The sequence below is a fragment of the Micromonospora sp. NPDC047644 genome, from assembly GCF_040704315.1.
In the GTDB taxonomy this organism is placed as follows: Bacteria; Actinomycetota; Actinomycetes; order Mycobacteriales; family Micromonosporaceae; genus Micromonospora.
In genome coordinates, this window is sequence record NZ_JBEYSY010000002.1 from 94792 (window position 1) to 111646 (window position 16855).

At 72.4% G+C, this 16855-nt stretch carries 14 protein-coding genes; 12 read left to right on the forward strand and 2 right to left on the reverse strand.

The annotated features are described in order from the left end of the window. The first annotated feature begins 15 nt into the window (after positions 1 to 15). Positions 16 to 888, forward strand: a complete 873-nt coding sequence (locus tag AB0877_RS03665; RefSeq protein ID WP_366606336.1) for an LLM class F420-dependent oxidoreductase — start codon at positions 16 to 18, stop codon at positions 886 to 888. Positions 889 to 997: 109 nt separating this feature from the next. Here the strand turns inward: AB0877_RS03665 and AB0877_RS03670 are convergent, their stop codons facing one another. Next, a complete protein-coding gene (locus tag AB0877_RS03670; RefSeq protein ID WP_366606338.1) occupies positions 998 to 3259 on the reverse strand; it encodes a catalase in 2262 nt (753 codons plus the stop codon). A gap of 184 nt (positions 3260 to 3443) precedes the next feature. On the opposite strand from AB0877_RS03670, the gene AB0877_RS03675 reads away from it, so the two are divergent. From AB0877_RS03675 to AB0877_RS03725, 11 genes are all read left to right on the forward strand, one after another. Continuing rightward, a complete protein-coding gene (locus AB0877_RS03675) occupies positions 3444 to 4343 on the forward strand; it encodes an alpha/beta hydrolase (protein ID WP_366606340.1) in 900 nt (299 codons plus the stop codon). A 136-nt stretch (positions 4344 to 4479) separates the two neighbouring features. Then, a complete protein-coding gene (locus AB0877_RS03680) occupies positions 4480 to 5268 on the forward strand; it encodes an ATP-binding cassette domain-containing protein (RefSeq protein ID WP_366606341.1) in 789 nt (262 codons plus the stop codon). Then, positions 5265 to 5987 (forward strand): ABC transporter ATP-binding protein, encoded by a 723-nt coding sequence (locus AB0877_RS03685; RefSeq protein WP_366606343.1) that lies wholly within the window; start codon positions 5265 to 5267, stop codon positions 5985 to 5987. The genes AB0877_RS03680 and AB0877_RS03685 overlap by 4 nt, the downstream gene beginning before the upstream one ends. A gap of 30 nt (positions 5988 to 6017) precedes the next feature. Next, positions 6018 to 6896 (forward strand): branched-chain amino acid ABC transporter permease, encoded by an 879-nt coding sequence (locus tag AB0877_RS03690; RefSeq protein ID WP_091399163.1) that lies wholly within the window; start codon positions 6018 to 6020, stop codon positions 6894 to 6896. Then, a complete protein-coding gene (locus AB0877_RS03695) occupies positions 6893 to 8005 on the forward strand; it encodes a branched-chain amino acid ABC transporter permease (RefSeq protein ID WP_366606345.1) in 1113 nt (370 codons plus the stop codon). Before AB0877_RS03690 ends, AB0877_RS03695 begins: the two co-directional genes overlap by 4 nt. 86 nt (positions 8006 to 8091) lie before the next feature. Beyond that, complete coding sequence (locus AB0877_RS03700; protein WP_366606347.1) at positions 8092 to 9378, forward strand: ABC transporter substrate-binding protein; 1287 nt, start codon at positions 8092 to 8094, stop codon at positions 9376 to 9378. Between the two features lie 145 nt (positions 9379 to 9523). Further along, positions 9524 to 10291, forward strand: a complete 768-nt coding sequence (locus AB0877_RS03705) for an SDR family oxidoreductase (RefSeq protein ID WP_366606349.1) — start codon at positions 9524 to 9526, stop codon at positions 10289 to 10291. Between the two features lie 94 nt (positions 10292 to 10385). Further along, positions 10386 to 10997 carry a TetR/AcrR family transcriptional regulator gene (locus AB0877_RS03710; protein WP_366606351.1) on the forward strand — a complete coding sequence of 204 codons (612 nt, stop codon included), beginning with the start codon at positions 10386 to 10388 and terminating at the stop codon, positions 10995 to 10997. 64 nt (positions 10998 to 11061) lie between these two features. Beyond that, positions 11062 to 13887 (forward strand): AAA family ATPase, encoded by a 2826-nt coding sequence (locus tag AB0877_RS03715; protein ID WP_366606352.1) that lies wholly within the window; start codon positions 11062 to 11064, stop codon positions 13885 to 13887. Positions 13888 to 13933: 46 nt separating this feature from the next. After that, on the forward strand, positions 13934 to 15082 hold the full coding sequence (locus AB0877_RS03720; protein WP_366606354.1) for an acyl-CoA dehydrogenase family protein: 1149 nt from the start codon (positions 13934 to 13936) through the stop codon (positions 15080 to 15082). Positions 15083 to 15102: 20 nt separating this feature from the next. After that, complete coding sequence (locus tag AB0877_RS03725) at positions 15103 to 15567, forward strand: MaoC family dehydratase (RefSeq protein ID WP_366606356.1); 465 nt, start codon at positions 15103 to 15105, stop codon at positions 15565 to 15567. A 63-nt stretch (positions 15568 to 15630) separates the two neighbouring features. Here the strand turns inward: AB0877_RS03725 and AB0877_RS03730 are convergent, their stop codons facing one another. Further along, on the reverse strand, positions 15631 to 16770 hold the full coding sequence (locus AB0877_RS03730; protein WP_366606357.1) for a cellulose binding domain-containing protein: 1140 nt from the start codon (positions 16768 to 16770) through the stop codon (positions 15631 to 15633). Between the last annotated feature and the right edge of the window lie 85 nt (positions 16771 to 16855).

A 16855-nucleotide genomic window follows, 5' to 3' on the forward strand; every position in this document is an offset into this window, starting at 1 on the left:
GCGGAGGTGCCGAACATGAAGCTCGGGCTGCACTACTGGAACTACTCGATTCCGGCCGACCCGGCTGCGATCGCACCGACCCTGGCACAGGCGGCGAGCGTCGCGGAGCAGGCCGGGGTCGCGTCGTTCACGGTGATGGACCACTTCTTCCAGATGGACGCGGTCTTCGCGGCCGAGGAGCCGATGCTGGAGGCGTACACCACGCTCGGCTACGTCGCGGCCGTGACCCAGCGGATGACACTGGGCGTGCTGGTCACCGGCGTGATGTACCGCTACCCGGGGTTACTGGCCAAGACCGTGACGACCCTCGACGTGCTCTCCGGCGGCCGGGCCCGCCTCGGCATCGGCGCCTCCTGGTACGAGCGGGAGCAGCTCGGGCTGGGTGTGCCGGTCGTCCCGGTCGCCGAGCGGTTCGAGCGGTTGGAGGAGACGCTGCGCGTCTGCCTTCAGATGTGGAGTGCCGACGACGGCCCGTTCAACGGGCAGCATTACCAACTCGCCGAGACCATCAACTCGCCGCAGCCGTTGAGCCGTCCGCGTCCGCCCATCATGATCGGTGGTGGCGGCGAGAAGAAGACCCTGCTGCTGGTGGCCCGGTACGCCGACGCCTGCAATCTGTTCGGCCGCGCCGGCGTCGACGACATCGCCCGCAAGCTGGACGTGTTGCGCGGGCACTGCGCCGCCGAGGGCCGCGACTACGACACCATCGAGAAGACGGTGGTCGCCTCCCAGGCGCCGCTGGACGACACCGACGCGTTTCTCGCCGAGGTGTCCGAGTACGCGGCCCTCGGGGTGAGCGAGGTGCAGGTGACGCCGGATCGGGACCCGGTCGAGTTCGCCCGGCGGCTCGGCGACGAGGTGTTGCCCCGGTTGGCCGACATCGGCTGATTCCGCCGCGCCGATGCCGGCGGGAACGAGCCGGATCCCGTGCGGTGGTTGGCTGCGACGAGGGCCGTCCTCCCGGTGGTGCGGAGAACGGCCCTCGTCGGTGGTGGGGTCAGGCGACCGCTGCGGGGAATCGTTCCCAGACCCGGTGCGCGGCCATCAACTGCTGCACCGCGGTCAGCGCCTCGGCAGCCGAGCCCGCCGCCACGACGCCCGGGGTGCCGGCGACGCCGGCCTGCTCCAGCACCGTGACGCCGGCGCCCCAGGCGCCGATCGCCTTCGCGTGCCGCCAGCACTCCTCGACGAGCAGCAGCACGCGCGGGTCCACGGTTGCCGGGGCCGGCGTGCCCGCCTTGTCGTCGCGGGCGGGCAGGGCATCCGGTGCGGGCACCGGCGCTCCGGCCAGCAGGACCGCGTCGAACTCCACCGAACGACCGGTGGCGAAGGTGCGCTGCACCGGCAGGTCACCCACCAGGCCGCCGTGCGGGGCGATCAGCAGCGGCACCATGCCGGCACCGAACACCGCCCGGCGGACCTCGTCGACGCCGTCCAGGTCGCCGTCGGGGTCGACGACGATCCCGACCGTGCGGCCGTCGCTCGGCCACTCCCGACCGACCTGCGACAGCGCCGGGCTGGGCGTGACGTCGGGGAGGGCGACGGTCGGCTGGGGTGCCGGCAGGCCCAGGCCGGTGGCGACCTGCTCGCACAGCACCGGATCGATGTTGGCGAGGCTCTGCAGCTGGCGCTCCTTGATCGCCTGGTGGTAGCACTTGCCCAGCTCGAAGGTGTACGCCCGGATGATGTGCTCCCTCTCGACCGGCGACATGCTCAGCCAGAACAGGCGGACCTGGCTGTAGTGGTCGTCGAAGGAGGCCGGATTGGCACGTACCTTCGGGGCCTCGGCCACGCTGACCGGCACGTCGACGAACGCCTGCTCGGCGTCCCCGGCGGGGAACGGGTTGCCGCCGTCGAGCGAGTTCGGCCGGTACGGTGCGACGCCGGCGTGCACGGCGTGCTGGTGGAAGCCGTCGCGCAGCATGTCGTTCACGCCGGTGTGCGGGCGGTTGATCGGAATCTGCGTGAAGTTCGGCCCGCCCAGCCGGGTGAGCTGCGTGTCGAGGTACGAGAAGAGCCGGCCCTGCAACAGCGGGTCGTTGGTGACGTCGATGCCCGGGGGCAGGTGACCGAGGTGGAAGGCGACCTGTTCGGTCTCGGCGAAGAAGTTCGTCGGCGTCCGGTTGAGCACCAGCCGCCCGATGGGCTGCACCTCGGCCAGTTCCTCCGGCACGATCTTCGTCGGGTCGAGCAGGTCGATGTCGGCGAAGGTCTCCTCGGGAGTGTCCGGGAAGACCTGGATGCCCAGCTCCCACTCGGGATACGCGCCGGCCTCGATGGCGTCGTAGAGGTCGCGTCGGTGGAAGTCCGGGTCGATGCCGCCGAGCAGCTGGGCCTCCTCCCAGGTCAGCGAGTGCACGCCCAGCTTCGGCTTCCAGTGGAACTTGGCCAGCACCGTCTCCCCGGCCTCGTTGACGAGGCGGAAGGTGTGCACGCCGAAGCCCTCCATCGTCCGGTACGAACGCGGGATGCCCCGGTCGGACATGTTCCAGATGGTGTGGTGCTGCGCCTCGGTGTGCAGCGACACGAAGTCCCAGAAGGTGTCGTGGGCGCTCTGCGCCTGCGGGATCTCCCGGTCGGGGTGCGGTTTGCCGGCGTGGATGATGTCCGGGAACTTGATCGCGTCCTGGATGAAGAAGACCGGCATGTTGTTGCCGACCAGGTCGAAGGTGCCCTCGTCGGTGTAGAACTTCGTGGCGAAGCCACGGGTGTCGCGGACCGTGTCGGCCGAACCCCGTGAACCGAGCACAGTGGAGAACCTGACGAAGACGTCGGTCTCGCGGCCCTTCTTGAGGAAGCCGGCACGGGTGACCGCCTCGGCGGTGCCGTACGCGGTGAAGACCCCGTGCGCGCCGGCGCCGCGGGCGTGCACGACACGCTCCGGAATGCGCTCGTGGTCGAAGTGCGTGATCTTCTCGCGTAGGTGGTGGTCCTGGAGGAGCACCGGGCCGCGCGGGCCGGCCTTGAGCGAGTGGTCGGTGTCACGCAGCCGCGCCCCGTTCGCGGTCGTGAGGTGGGCCCCCTGCTGACCGTTCGCGGTCGTCGGCGCGCCGGTCTCCGCGCCGGTCGGGGTACGCGTCTGCGGTGCCCCCTGTTCCGGCTTCGGCGGCAGCGGATCGTGCGGCGTCGTCGGCTCCTCGACGGTCGGTGGCGCGCTCCCCGGCGCACCGGGGATGTCGGGGGTGAGGGCGTCGGCGATCTTTCCTGAGGCGGTCTTCACGGCGTTCTTGACCGCCTCGGCGGGCTTGCTGGAATCCACTGAATGAACCTCTCCATGGCACGTGGGCGGGCCGGCGCCTGCCCTGCTACCCCTGGTCAGAGGGTCGAAACACGACTGATCTCGGCATTTCGCGCCGGGACTGGTGATTTCGCCGATGCCAGGATCGGCGGAGCAGCCAAAACTGACACACGTCGATATCCCTCGACTTTAGGGAGTGCCCGACGTGTCCTCACCAACCACCACCCGTCCCCGTTCCGTCGCAGTCCGGGCCACCCGGCTCGCGTTGGCCGCCGTCCTGGCCGCCGGTGGCGCCCTGGCCGGGTCGTCCAGCGCGGCCCAGGCCGCCGGCCCCTACGAGCGCGGCCCCGCCCCGACCACCTCGATCCTGGAGGCCAGTCGCGGACCGTTCGCCACCGCGTCGCAGAACGTGTCCTCGCTGAGTGTCACCGGCTTCGGCGGCGGCGTCATCTACTACCCGACCAGCACCAGCGAGGGCACCTTCGGCGCCATCGCCATCTCGCCCGGCTACACGGCGGCCTGGTCCAGCATCAGCTGGCTCGGACCCCGCATCGCCTCGCACGGTTTCGTGGTGATCGGCATCGAGACCAACAGTCGGCTGGACCAGCCGGACAGCCGGGGCCGGCAGTTGCTGGCCGCGCTGGACTACCTGACCCAGCGCAGCTCGGTACGGACCCGGATCGACAGCAGTCGACTCGCCGTGGCCGGCCACTCCATGGGCGGCGGGGGCAGCCTGGAGGCGGCCTCGTCCCGGCCGTCGCTGCAGGCCGCGGTGCCGCTCGCGCCGTGGAACCTGGACAAGAGCTGGTCCGAGCTGCGGGTGCCCACGTTGATCATCGGTGGGGAGAGCGACAGCGTCGCGCCGGTCTCGTCGCACTCGGTGCCCTTCTACAACAGCATCCCGGCCTCCGCCGAGAAGGCGTACCTGGAGCTGAACGGGGCGAGCCACTTCTTCCCGCAGACCACGAACACGCCGACCGCGCGGCAGATGGTGGCCTGGTTGAAGCGGTTCGTCGACGACGACACCCGCTACGAGCAGTTCCTCTGCCCCGGCCCGAGCGGCTCGGCCATCCAGGAGTACCGCAACACCTGTCCCAGCGCCTGACGGCGGTCACGGGGCGGTCGCCGCTGGCGGCCGCCCCGTCCACGTGCGTGAAGGGGTATTGAAGGTCTTGACGCCCAACCCGAGAAACGTACACTGCGAGTGTAAATAAACACCCGCCACGACAGAGGGATGGGTGATGGAGCGCGGCCTGGAACTGCACCACATCGGCGTCCGTTTCGGCGGCCTCACCGCCCTCGACGACGTGTCCCTGCGGGTGCCACCCAACCGGGTGGTGGGCGTCATCGGGCCCAACGGCGCCGGCAAGACCACGCTGTTCAACGTGATCTGCGGCTTCGTCGCACCGGAGACGGGGTCACTCACCCTCGACGGCCGCCCGCTGCGGCCACGGCCGCACCGGCTGACCCGGCTCGGCATCGCCCGGACCCTTCAGGGCACCGGGCTCTTCGCCGGGCTGAGCGTGCTGGAGAACGTGATGACCGGCGCGTCGCACACCGCCCGTGCCGGCTTCGTCCCGGCACTGCTCGGGCTGCCCGCCAGCGACCGCGACGAACGCCGGCTGCGCGCGGACGCCCTGGCCATCCTCGACGAGCTGGGCATCGCCGAGCACGCCGGGGCCGCGCCGACCACCCTGCCCTTCGCCGTACGTCAGCGGGTCGCCCTGGCCCGCGCGCTCGCCGCCCGCCCCCGACTGCTCCTGCTCGACGAGCCGGCCGGTGGCCTCGGGGCGGACGACATCGCCGAGCTGGCGGAGCTGGTCCGTCAACTGCCCCGGCGGGACACCGACCCCTGCGCCGTGCTTCTGGTCGAGCACCACATGGACCTGGTGATGGCTGTCTGCGACGAGCTCGTGGTGCTCGACTTCGGCCGGGTCATCGCCGCCGGCACCCCGGACGAGATCCGCGACGACCCCGCGGTCACCGACGCGTACCTCGGTGCCACCGTCGAGGAAGAGGTCTCCCCATGAGCGGCACCGATCTGCTCGTCGTGCGGGGGTTGGTCGCCGGTTACGGGGCCGCTCCCGTGTTGCGGGCCATCGACCTCACCGTCCCGGCCGGCACCATCGCCGCCGTCGTCGGTGCCAACGGCGCCGGCAAGACCACCCTCCTGCGTGCGCTCTCCGGCATGATCCGCCCGGCCGCCGGCCAGGTCCTGCTGGCCGGCGAGGACCTTCGCGGTACGCCGGTGGAGCAGCTCGTCCGACGCGGCATGGCGCACGTCCCGGAGGGCCGGGGCGTGATCAGTGAGCTGACCGTCGACGAGAACCTGCGGCTGGGCGGGCTGTGGCGGCGCGACCGGGCCGACGCCGGGCGGGCCCTCGACGAGGTCTACGAGCTCTTCGAGCCGCTGGCCCGCCGCCGCCGGCACCTCGGTCACCAGCTCTCCGGCGGCGAGCGGCAGATGCTGGCGCTCGGTCGGGCCCTGGTCGGCCGACCCCGCCTGCTGCTGCTCGACGAGCCGTCGCTCGGCCTGGCCCCCCGGGTGGTCGCCCGGACCATGGCCCTGCTCCGCCAACTGCGCGACCGCACCGGCCTGACCGTCCTGCTGGTCGAGCAGAACGTGCGCAGTGCGCTCGCCGTCGCCGACCAGGGCGTCGTGATGTCCCTCGGTCGGGTGGTGATCGCCGCCCCGGCGGCGAAGCTGCGCGACGACGTCGACCTGCGCCACGCCTACCTCGGTTTCTGACCACCATCTCGTCCCCCGGAGGGAGGACTGTTGGACCGCTTCGTCTTCCTCACCGTCGACGGCCTGTCCCGGGGCGCGGTGTACGCCGCGTTCGCGCTGGCCCTGGTGCTCATCTGGCGGGCGGCGCGGGTCGTCAACTTCGCCCAGGGGGCGATGGCCGTGGCCGCCGCGTACGTCGCCTACACCGTCAGCACCGCCACCGGTTCCTACTGGCTGGGCTTCGTGGTCGCGATCGTCGCCGGCCTGCTGCTCGGTGCGCTGGTGGACCGGGTGGTGATGCGGCACGTCGATCACGCCTCACCGCTCAACCCGGTCATCGTCGCGCTCGGGCTGGTGCTGCTGATCCAGGCCGTGCTGGGCATGGTGTACGGCAGCGAGTTCCGCCCCGCCGAAGCCCCGTTCAGCCGGTCCGCCCTCACCGTGGGCGGCGTCGCCGTGCTGTCCCCGTACGACCTGTTCGTCTTCGCCACGATCGGCGTGGTGGTCAGTGGGCTGGCCTGGATGTTCGCGCGTACCCCGGTGGGGTTGCGGATGCGCGCGGCGGCCTTCGCTCCGGAGGTCTCCCGGCTGCTCGGGGTCAACGTCGGTGGGATGCTGACCCTCGGCTGGGCGCTCGCCTCCGGGGTGGGCGCGCTGGCCGCGATGCTGGTCCTGCCGACCGAGCTGGGCCTGCACCCGCACGCGATGGACCTGGTGTTCGTCTCGGCGTTCACCGCGGCGGTGGTCGGCGGGCTGGACAGTCCACCGGGGGCGGTGGTCGGTGGGCTGGTGGTGGGCCTGCTGCTCTCCTACGTGAGCGGCTACGCCGGCAGTGACCTCACCCCGCTCGCGGTGCTGGTCCTGCTGCTGGCGGTGCTGCTGGTCCGACCCGGTGGGTTGTTCGCCCCGGTCGCGGCGAGGCGGGTGTGAGCGCCACGAAGGCGGCGGTGCCGCCGAGGGAGCAGCTCGACGACCCGGCCGGCCGACGGGTCGACCGGCGACGCGGTTCCACCCTGCTGCGCCACCTCGCGGTGGTGCTGGCCGCCGGGTTGCTACTGGTGGCGGTCAGCTACTCCGTCGAGCCGTTCCGCAACTTCCAGCTCGCCACAGTGGCCGCCTACCTGTGCGCGACCGCCGGGCTGACCGTCCTCACCGGGCTCAACGGTCAGCTGTCGCTCGGGCACGGCGCGCTGATGGCCACCGGGGCGTACACGGTGGCGCTCTGCCAGACCGCGTTCGCCGACCGGGGGCTGACCGGCGGCTGGCTGTTGCCGCTGTCGTTGGCCGCGGCGATCGTCAGCACGGTCGCGGTCGGCGCGGTGGTCGGTGTGGCAGCGGCTCGGCTACGCGGCCCCTATCTCGCCGGTGTCACTCTCGCGGTGGCCGTGGTGGTGCCGGCGCTGGCGGTCACCTTCGACGGCGTGTTCAACGGCGAGCAGGGGCTGTCGGTGCCGGTCGAGCCGCCGCCGCTGTCGCTCGGCCCGTACTTCCCGTACGAGCGGTGGCAGCTCTGGGTCACCGGCGCGGCCACCCTGCTCGCGTTGCTGCTGCTGGCGAACCTGATCCGCAGCCGGTACGGGCGGACCTTCCGGGCGGTCCGCGACGACGAGGTGGCGGCCCGCCTCGCCGGCATCCATGTGGCTCGCACCCAGGTTCTCGCGTTCGTGGTCAGCGCCGCCACCGCCGGGCTCGGCGGCGCGCTGCTGGCGGTGCTCGCGCAGAGCGTCTCACCCGGCGCGTTCTCGCTGACTCTGTCGCTGTTCCTGCTGATGGCCGTGGTGATCGGTGGCCTGGGCCGACTGACCGGCGCGCTCTGGGGGGCGGTCCTGCTGGTCGCCCTGCCCGATCTCACCCACTCGCTGACCGAGACGCTCACGCTCTCGCCCTCGGTGGCGCAGCGGATGGAGGGCAACCTTCCTCTGGCGATCTTCGGACTCACCCTGATCGTCGTCATGATCGCCGCCCCCGGCGGTGTGCAGGGTCTGCTGTCGCGTCTCGGCCGGGCGTTGCTGGCCAGGCGGCCGGCCCGGCGTTCCTGAGCTGTCCTCGGTCCGGCCTCGGCCGGGCGCCCCACCACCACACACCGTTCCCCGAAGAACCGGACCGAGAAAGGTCGGTGTTTCCCATGCACCGTAAAGCGCATCGCGGCCTCGCGATCGCCAGCACCCTTGCCCTGCTCATCACCGCGGCCGGCTGTGGCGGCGACGACGGCCCCGGCTCCGGCGGGGCGTCGGTGCCGGGCGTCACCGGCACCGAGGTCGTCGTCGGCACCCACATGCCGCTGACCGGTCCGGCCTCGGCCGGCTACTCGAAGATCGCCCCGGCGACGAAGGCGTACTTCGACTACGTCAACGCCAACGGCGGTGTGCACGGCCGGAAGATCACCTACAAGATCATGGACGATGGTTACAACCCGGCGAACACCCAGCAGGTGGTGCGCCAGCTCGTCCTCCAGGACAAGGTCTTCGCCATCCTCAATGGTCTGGGTACGCCGACGCACACCGGTGTGCTCGACTTCCTCAAGAGCAACCGGGTGCCCGACCTCTTCGTCGCCTCCGGCAGCCGCAGCTGGGACCAACCCGACAAGTATCCGGGCACGTTCGGGTTCAACCCGGACTACACGGTCGAGGGCAAGATCCTGGCCAACTACGCGAAGGTGAACCTGGCCGGCCAGAAGGTCTGCTTCCTCGGTCAGGACGACGACTTCGGCCGGGACAGCCTGGCCGGCGTGGAGAAGGTGCTCGGCGCCGGTGCCGTGGCGGTCAAGCAGACGTACGTCACCAGCAACACCAACGTGGCGCCACAGATCGGCGCGTTCAAGGCGGCCGGGTGCCAGGTCGTCGTGCTCGCCACGGTGCCCGGCTTCACCGCGCTCTCCGTCGGCACGGCGGCGCGGCTGGGCTTCAAGCCGCAGTGGCTGGTCTCCAACGTCGGCGCCGACCACCCGACCCTGGCCAAGCAGCTCGGCGCCGCGGCGCCACTGCTGGAGGGCATGGTCGGCACCAACTACCTGCCGATGCAGAACGACACCGCCAACCCGTGGATCCAGCTCTTCATGAAGGTCAACAAGGAGCACAACGGGGACGCGCCGTTCGACGGCAACACCGTCTACGGCATGTCGGTCGGCTATCTCTTCGTGCAGACGCTGCTGGCCGCCGGCAAGGACCTCACCCGGGAGAAGGTCCTCGACGCCGTGCAGAAGGGCGGCTTCCAGGGCCCGGGGCTGGTGCCGCTGCGCTTCTCCGCCAAGGACCACTCCGGGTACGGCGGCCAGCGGTTGAGCCGGGTGAGCGGGGGAGTGCAGAGCTACTTCGGGCCGGCGTACGAGACGGACGAGGCGGACGGGGCGGTCAACGAGTACACCGCCACCCCGGCTGCGCCGCCGGCGAACGGGGTGCCGACCGGCTCCTGAGGCCCCGTAGCCCCGACGTCCGACCGGGCGTGGTCCCGCCCGACCACGCCCGGTCGGACGGCTGTGCGCGTGTTGCCGGCGCGGCCGACCGGCCGACCGTCGAAGGCGTTGACCGATACCGATCGATGCTCCTACTATCTGCACCGTGAATGCATATTCGGGCCGACTCGCGGGCCGGGTCGCCATCGTCACCGGCGCCAGTCGCGGGATCGGTCTGGCCATCGCCAGACGCCTCGTCGCCGAGGGAGCCCGGGTGGGCCTGACCGCCCGCCGACCCGAGGCGCTGGCCGACGCGGTCGCCGCCCTTGGCGGTCCGGCACACGCCCTCGCGGTGCCGGGCCGGGCCGACGATCCTGAGCATCGGGCCGCCGCGGTGCGCGCGGTCACCTCGGCGTTCGGGCCGGTGGACCTGCTGGTCAACAACACCGGCATCAACCCGGTGCACGGCCCGCTGGTCGAGCTGGACCTGGCCGCGGCCCGCAAGATCCTCGACGTGAACGTGGTCGCCGCGCTCGGCTGGGTGCAGGAGGTCTTCGCCTCCGGCCTGAGCGAGCGTGGCGGCTGCGTCGTCAATGTCTCGTCGATCGCCGGGCTCGGTCCGTCGCCCGGCATCGCCTGCTACGGAGTCAGCAAGGCCGCGCTCAACCACCTCACCGCCAGCCTCGCCGTGGAGTTGGGGCCGACGGTCAGGGTCAACGCGGTCGCTCCCGGCGTGGTGAAGACCCGCTTCGCCGCCGCCCTCTACGACGGACGGGAGGCCGAGGTCGCCGCGCGGTACCCGCTCGGGCGCCTCGGCCTGCCGTCCGACGTGGCCGGCGCGGTCGCCTTCCTGGCCTCCGACGACGCCGGTTGGATCACCGGGCAGACCATCGTCTGCGACGGCGGCGTCTCACTGACCGGCCGGGCCGGATGACGGCGTCGGCGGAGCGTCCGGAGCCGCTGATCAACGGCTGTCTAGACTCGGCGGTGCGTCGGGGGACGCCGTGGCGGTGAGGGGGCGAGGGCGGATGGACGCAGTCGATGTGGCGGGCCGGGTCGACGGACGTACCGCCCGCGCCGAGCGGACCCGCGCCGCCATCGTCGAGGCGCACCTCGCGCTCATCTCCGAGGGTGACCTCCGCCCGACCGGGGAGCGCATCTCCGAGCGGGCCGGCATCTCGCTGCGCACCCTCTGGACCAACTTCAAGGACATGGAGACGCTCTTCGAGGCCAGCGGCGCGGAGGTGCTCCGCCAGCAGGACGCCGCCCACCGGCCGATCTCACCCGGGCTGCCGTTGGCGAAGCGGGTCGACGCGTACTGCCGGCAGCGGGCTCGGCTGCTCCAGCTCATCGCGCCGTCGGCGCGGGCCGCCCAGATGCGTGAGCCGGTCTCCGAACAGCTGCACCGCAACCGTCTCAAGCACATCGAACGGGTCCGCGACGAGGTCGAGGAGCTCTTCGCCGTCGAGTTGGCCGAGGCCGGGGCGGGACGGGAGCAGTTGCTCAACGCCCTGGTCGCGGCGAGCACCTGGCAGGCCTGGTCGATGCTGCGCTACGGGCTCGGTCTCGGCGTGGACCAGGCCCGCGCGGTGATGGCCCGGACCGTGGGCGCTCTGCTGGCCGAGGTCGCGCCCGACTGATTCCGGCCCGGCCCGATATCGCCCCCTCTTTCCATTCGGTTTCCGATGGGTGACACTGGCAGGCATGGTTACTGCATCAAGAGTGCAACTAACCGTGCTGCATGGCCGGGACGACGAGTGCCGGGCGGTCCGGAGCCTGCTCGACGGCATGACCAACGCCGGCGGTGCCCTGCTGGTGCGCGGGGAGCCCGGATCGGGCCGGACGGCGCTTCTCGGCTACGCCCATCGACACGCCGAGGGTGGCTGCACGGTGCTCGCCGGCGGCGGGCTCGCCGAGGAGGCCGCCCTGCCGTACGCCGGCCTGCAACGTCTGGTCGACCCGGTGCTCGACCGGGCCGCCGCGCTCCCCGGTGAGCAGCGCCACCTGCTGCGGCGCGCGCTCGCCGGGGAGAGCTGCCCGGCCGAGCGCCAGTTGACCCTGTCGATGGCGGTGCTCGGGCTGCTCACCGCCGCCGCCCGGGACCGGCCGTTGCTCGCCACGATGGACGACATCGACCGAGGTGACCCGCAGACCGCTCAGGTGCTGGCGTTCGTGGCCCGCCGGGTGCGGCACTTGCCGCTCGCCGTCCTGCTCACCGCGGACGTCACCGCCAACCTGGACGGGATACCGGCCCACCGACTGCGTGCGCTCAGCGAGCATGAGAGTCGCGCCGTCCTCACCGATCGACTCGGTCGGCTGGCCGGGCGCGACAGCGTCGAGCGGCTTCCCGACCGGCCGGCCGCGTCGGCACTGAGCGCGTTGGCCACGGTCGGCGGCGGCAACCCGCAGGCCCTGGTGGACCTCGCCGAGGTCCTCACCGCCGGGCAGTGGCGGGGCGAGGAGTCGCTGCCCGCCGCGCCACCGGCGGACGGAGCGCTGGCTCGCGCGTACCGCGCCCGGCTGGACCGGCTGCCCCCGGAGACCCGACGGGTGCTGCTGCTCGCCGCGCTCGATGAGGACGGCGAGCCGGGCACCCTGATCCGGGCCGCGGCGGCTGCCGGCGCCGAGGTCGAGGCACTCGCCCCGGCGGAGGTCGCCGGCCTGGTCCGCGTCGAGCAACGCGGCGTCACCTTTCCGCAGCCGCTGGTGCGCGCGATGATCGCGGCCAGCGCGCCGCTGGCGGAGCGCCGTGCGGCGCACCGACTGCTCGCCGAGGTGCTGGTCGCGGACGGGCAGCGGCTGCGCCGGGCGATGCACCTCGCCGCCGCGACCGCGGGTTCCGATCCGGCCCTCGCCGCCGAGTTGGAACAGGCGGCGGTCGGCGGATCCGACGGTTGGGCCGCCGCCTCGGTGGCCCTGCGGTGGGCCGCCGAACTGAGCGACCAGCCGAGGCTGACCGCCACCCGTCTGCTGGCCGCGGCCCGGTACGCCTGGGCCGGGGGACAACCCGACGAGGCCCGGCTGCTGCTCGACCGCCTCCGCGCGGTCGGCGTCGACCCGGTCGTCCGGGGTCGCGCCGACCTGCTCCGTGGCGAGCTTGACCTGCGCTGCGGCACCGCCTCGAGTGCGTCTGCCACGCTGCTGGCCGCCACCGCGGCGGTGCACGGCACCGACCGTGCCCTGGCGTTGACCGGGCTGGTACGCGCCGGCGAGGCGGTCTGCTTCACCGGCGACCAGTACCGCTACGCCGAGGTCGGCCGGCGGGCGTTGGCGTTGCGGCGCCCCGGCGACCCGCCGGCCCTGGAGGTCATGGGCTGTCTGATCGCCGGGGTGGCGGCGACCCTGCGGGGCGACCACGAGCGGGCCGGGCCCGCGCTGCGCCGCGCCGTGGTGCTGGGCGACCGGCTGACCGGTTGGGCGTTGACCCCCACCGCGCTCAGCTGCGCCGCGGCGGCCGGATTGCTGGTGGCTGTGGACGGCGCGGCCCACCGGCTCGCCGAACGCGCGGTCGAGCTGGCCCGGGAACGGGGTGAGCTGTCCACGCTGTCGCGGGCGTTGGAGCTGCGGGCGGTCGCCGAGTACTGGCTGGGTCGACACGAGGCGGCGGCGGAGAGCTCCCGCGACGGGCTGCGTGTCGCCCGGGCCACCGGGCAGGTCAACTGCGCCAACGTCCACCTGGGCATGCTCGCCGTCCTCGCCGCGATCCGGGCCGACCGGGAGACCAGCCTGCGGCGGATCCGGGAGATCGGCGAGTTTCCGACGCCGGGCAGCCGCCCGCACGCGCTCGCCGCGTGGGCCCTGGCAGTGCTCGACCTGGTGGACGGTCGGCACGCCGAGGCGGCGGACCGGTTGGCGTCGCTGTCCCGGCTCGGCACGCGCCGAGGTCAGGTTCTCGTGCAGGTGATGGCCACGCCGTACCTGGTGGAGGCGGCGGCGCACCTCGCGCACCGGCCGGCGGCGACGGCCGCGCTCGCCGCGTTCGACAGGTGGGCCAGCAGCACCGCGAGCCCGTTGCGCCGGGCCCTGTCCGCGCGGTGCCACGCACTGCTGGCTCCCCGGGGCGGCGCCGACGCGGAACGGGACTTCCAGGCGGCGCTGCGGCTGCACCCCACCGAGGCCGGCACGTTCGAGCGGGCCCGTACCGAACTGCTCTTCGGTCAGGAGTTACGCCGCAGTCGACGTCCTCGCGACGCGCGGACGCACCTGCACCAGGCCCGCGAGATGTTCAGCCTGCTCGGGGTGGAGTGCTGGGCCGAGCAGGCCACCACGGAGCTGCGGGCGGCCGGGGAGTCGATCGGTCCGCCGGACCTGCCCGCGGCGCGGTTGTTGACCGGCCAACAACTGCGGATCGCGGAGTTGGTCGCCGAGGGCGCCACCAACCGGGAGATCGCCGCCCGGATGTTCCTCTCCACCCGTACGGTCGATCACCATCTGCGCAACGTGTTCCACCGGCTGGGCATCCGTTCGCGGACGGAGCTGGCCCGCGCGTTCACCGCCGAACGGCACGTCGGTCTGACCTCCGACCGGTGAAGGCCCGGTCTGGACGCGTTTAACTATCACCGCTAGTTTGAGCGTCATGGACCTCACCCTCTCCGCCGAGCAGGCGGCGGTCCGCCAGTTGGCCGCCGAATTCGCCGACCGCGAGCTGCTACCGCACGCAGCCGCCTGGGACCGCCGCGAATCGGTCGACCCCGCCATCGTCGGCATGCTCGGTGACCTGGGCTTCCTGGGGCTGACCATCGCCGAGGCCGACGGCGGTTCCGGCGGCGACCACCTCGCGTACTGCCTGGTCCTGGAGGAACTGGGCCGGGGCGACTCGGCGGTGCGCGGCATCGTCTCGGTCTCCCTCGGCCTGGTCGCGAAGTCGATCGCCGCGCACGGCAGCGCCGAACAACGGGCCCAGTGGTTACCCGGGCTCTGTGCCGGCACCGCACTCGGCTGCTTCGCGCTGACCGAGCCGGACAGCGGCTCGGACGCGGCCGCGCTGCGCACCCGGGCGGTCCGCGACGGCACCGACTGGTTGCTCACCGGCACGAAGATGTTCATCACCAACGGCACCACCGCCGACGTCGCGCTGGTCTTCGCCCGCACCGGCGGCCCCGGGCACCGGGGCATCACCGCGTTCCTGGTGCCCACCGACAGCCCGGGGCTGACCCGCCGGGAGATCCACGGCAAGCTCGGTCTGCGCGGTCAGGCCACCGGCGAGCTGGGCTTCGACGAGGTGCGGGTGCCCGACACGGCCCGCCTCGGCGCCGAGGGCGCCGGATTCCGCCTGGCCCTGGGCACCCTCGCCAAGGGCCGGATGTCGGTGGCCGCCGGGTGCGTCGGCATCGCGCAGGGCTGCCTCGACGCGGCGGTCGGCTACGCCGGGCAGCGCACCCAGTTCGGCAAGCCGATCGCCGAACATCAGCTCGTCCAACAACTGCTCGCCGCCATCGCTGTGGACACCGCCGCCGCCCGGCTGCTGGTGTGGCAGGTGGCCGACCTGATCGACCGGGACCAGCCGTTCGCCACCGAGGCGTCGACGGCCAAGCTCTTCGCCAGCGAGGCCGCCGTCCGCGCGGCCAACAACGCGGTCCAGGTCTTCGGCGGGTACGGCTACATCGACGAGTATCCGGTCGGCAAGTATCTGCGCGACGCCCGGGTGGCCACGCTCTACGAGGGCACCAGCCAGATCCAGCAACTCCTCATCGGACGCGCGCTCACCGGCGTCAACGCCTTCTAGCAGTTGTAGGGAGATCCGGCATGAGAGTCTTCACCTCGTTCGAGGAGCTGGCCGCCGCGACCGGCGAGAGCCTCGGCCCCGGTCCGTGGCAACGCGTCGAGCAGAGCCGCGTCGACCTGTTCGCCGACGCCACCGACGACCACCAGTGGATCCATGTCGACCCGGTCCGGGCCGCGGCGGGGCCGTTCGGCGCGACGATCGCCCACGGGTACCTCACCCTCTCGCTGTTGCCGGCGTTGGCGGGCGGGCTCTACCGGGTCGAGGGGGTGGCGATGGGCGTCAACTACGGGCTGAACCGGGTGCGTTTCCCCGCGCCGCTGCGGGTCGGCGCCGCCGTGCGGGCCACCGCGACCATCGCCGACGTGTCGCCGGTCAGCGGCGGTGTGCAGCTGGTCGTGACGGTCACCGTGGAAAGCGACGGCGGCGGCAAGCCCGTCTGCGTGGCCGAGACCGTGAGCCGGCTCTACGGCGCCGCGCGACGGTAACCGCTCAACCCCGTCGTCCGCGCGGTGCCGAGCCGAGGCGACCCGGCACCGCGACGGACAGTGTCAGGCGAGCGTGCAGGCGGTGCCGTTGAGGGTGAATGCGGCCGGCCGGCCGGTGCCACCCGTGTGGGTCGCCTGGAAGCCGATGTCGACCGAGGCGTTCGGCGCGATCGTCGCGTTGTAGGAGACGTTTCGGGCGGTCACCGCGCCGCTGGTCGGGGAGTAGCTGGCGTTCCAGCCGCTGGTGATGCTCTGCCCACCGGGCAGTGTGAACGCCAGGGCCCAACCGTTCAGCGGCGTGCTGCTCGTGTTGGTCACCGAGACCGACGCGGTGAGACCACTGTTCCAGGCGTTGACCGTGTACGCGACACGGCAGGCACCGGACGGCGGGGGCGTGGTCGGTGGTTCGGTGGTGGGTGGGGGCGTGGTCGGAGGCGTGTCGCCCCCGATGCTGCCGGGCACCGTACGGAGAGCGTCGTACCAGGCGGCGGCCATCTTGCGGTAGCCGGTGGCGTTCGGGTGCACTCCGTCGGCCAGGTCGCTGAGCGTCAGGGCGCTATACATGTCGACCAGGTGAACGCGTTTCCCGGCGGCGGCCCGGCTCTGCACGATCCCGGGGATCGCGGCGTTGTAGCCCCGGACCTGGTTGTCCGCGCCGGCCTTCGGGACGATCGTCGCGACGAACACGTCCGCGTTCGGGGCGGTGTTGGTGATCCGGTCGACGAGAGTGGCCAGCCGGGACGGGGCCCCGGACGTGTCGCCGTACATGTCGTTGGTGCCGATGTGCAGCAGCACGGTCCGCGGATTCGTGGCCCGCAACCAGTTCACCACGTTGGCGTCGATCTGGGCGATCGTCCAGCCGGAGTGGCCCTGGTGGTCGTGGTCGCCGAGGCTGGCGGGCCCGTTGAACTGGGAGCCGACGAAGTCGATCCGGTAACCACCGGACGTGAACCGCTGCCACAACTCGATCCGGTAGCCGCCGGGGACGTTGAATCCGTCGGTGATGGAGTCGCCGAGCGGCATCACGCGGACGCCGCCGTTGGACTCCGCGCTGGCGGGAGTGGTCGCGATCGGCACGGCGGCGACCATGGCGGCGACGGCGGCCAGGGCCGTCCACCATCGACGAGCCCGCCGGGGCCTCGACGTCGGTGCGCTGCCGGTCGGTGCGAGCGGGACGGGTGGCGCGAGCGTTGGACTGCGCATGGGACATCCTCTGGTGGGGGGTGCGCGACATCAGCGGTCACCGGGGGTACGGCTGCCGTCATGACGCGGTACGCGGAGGTGGGGT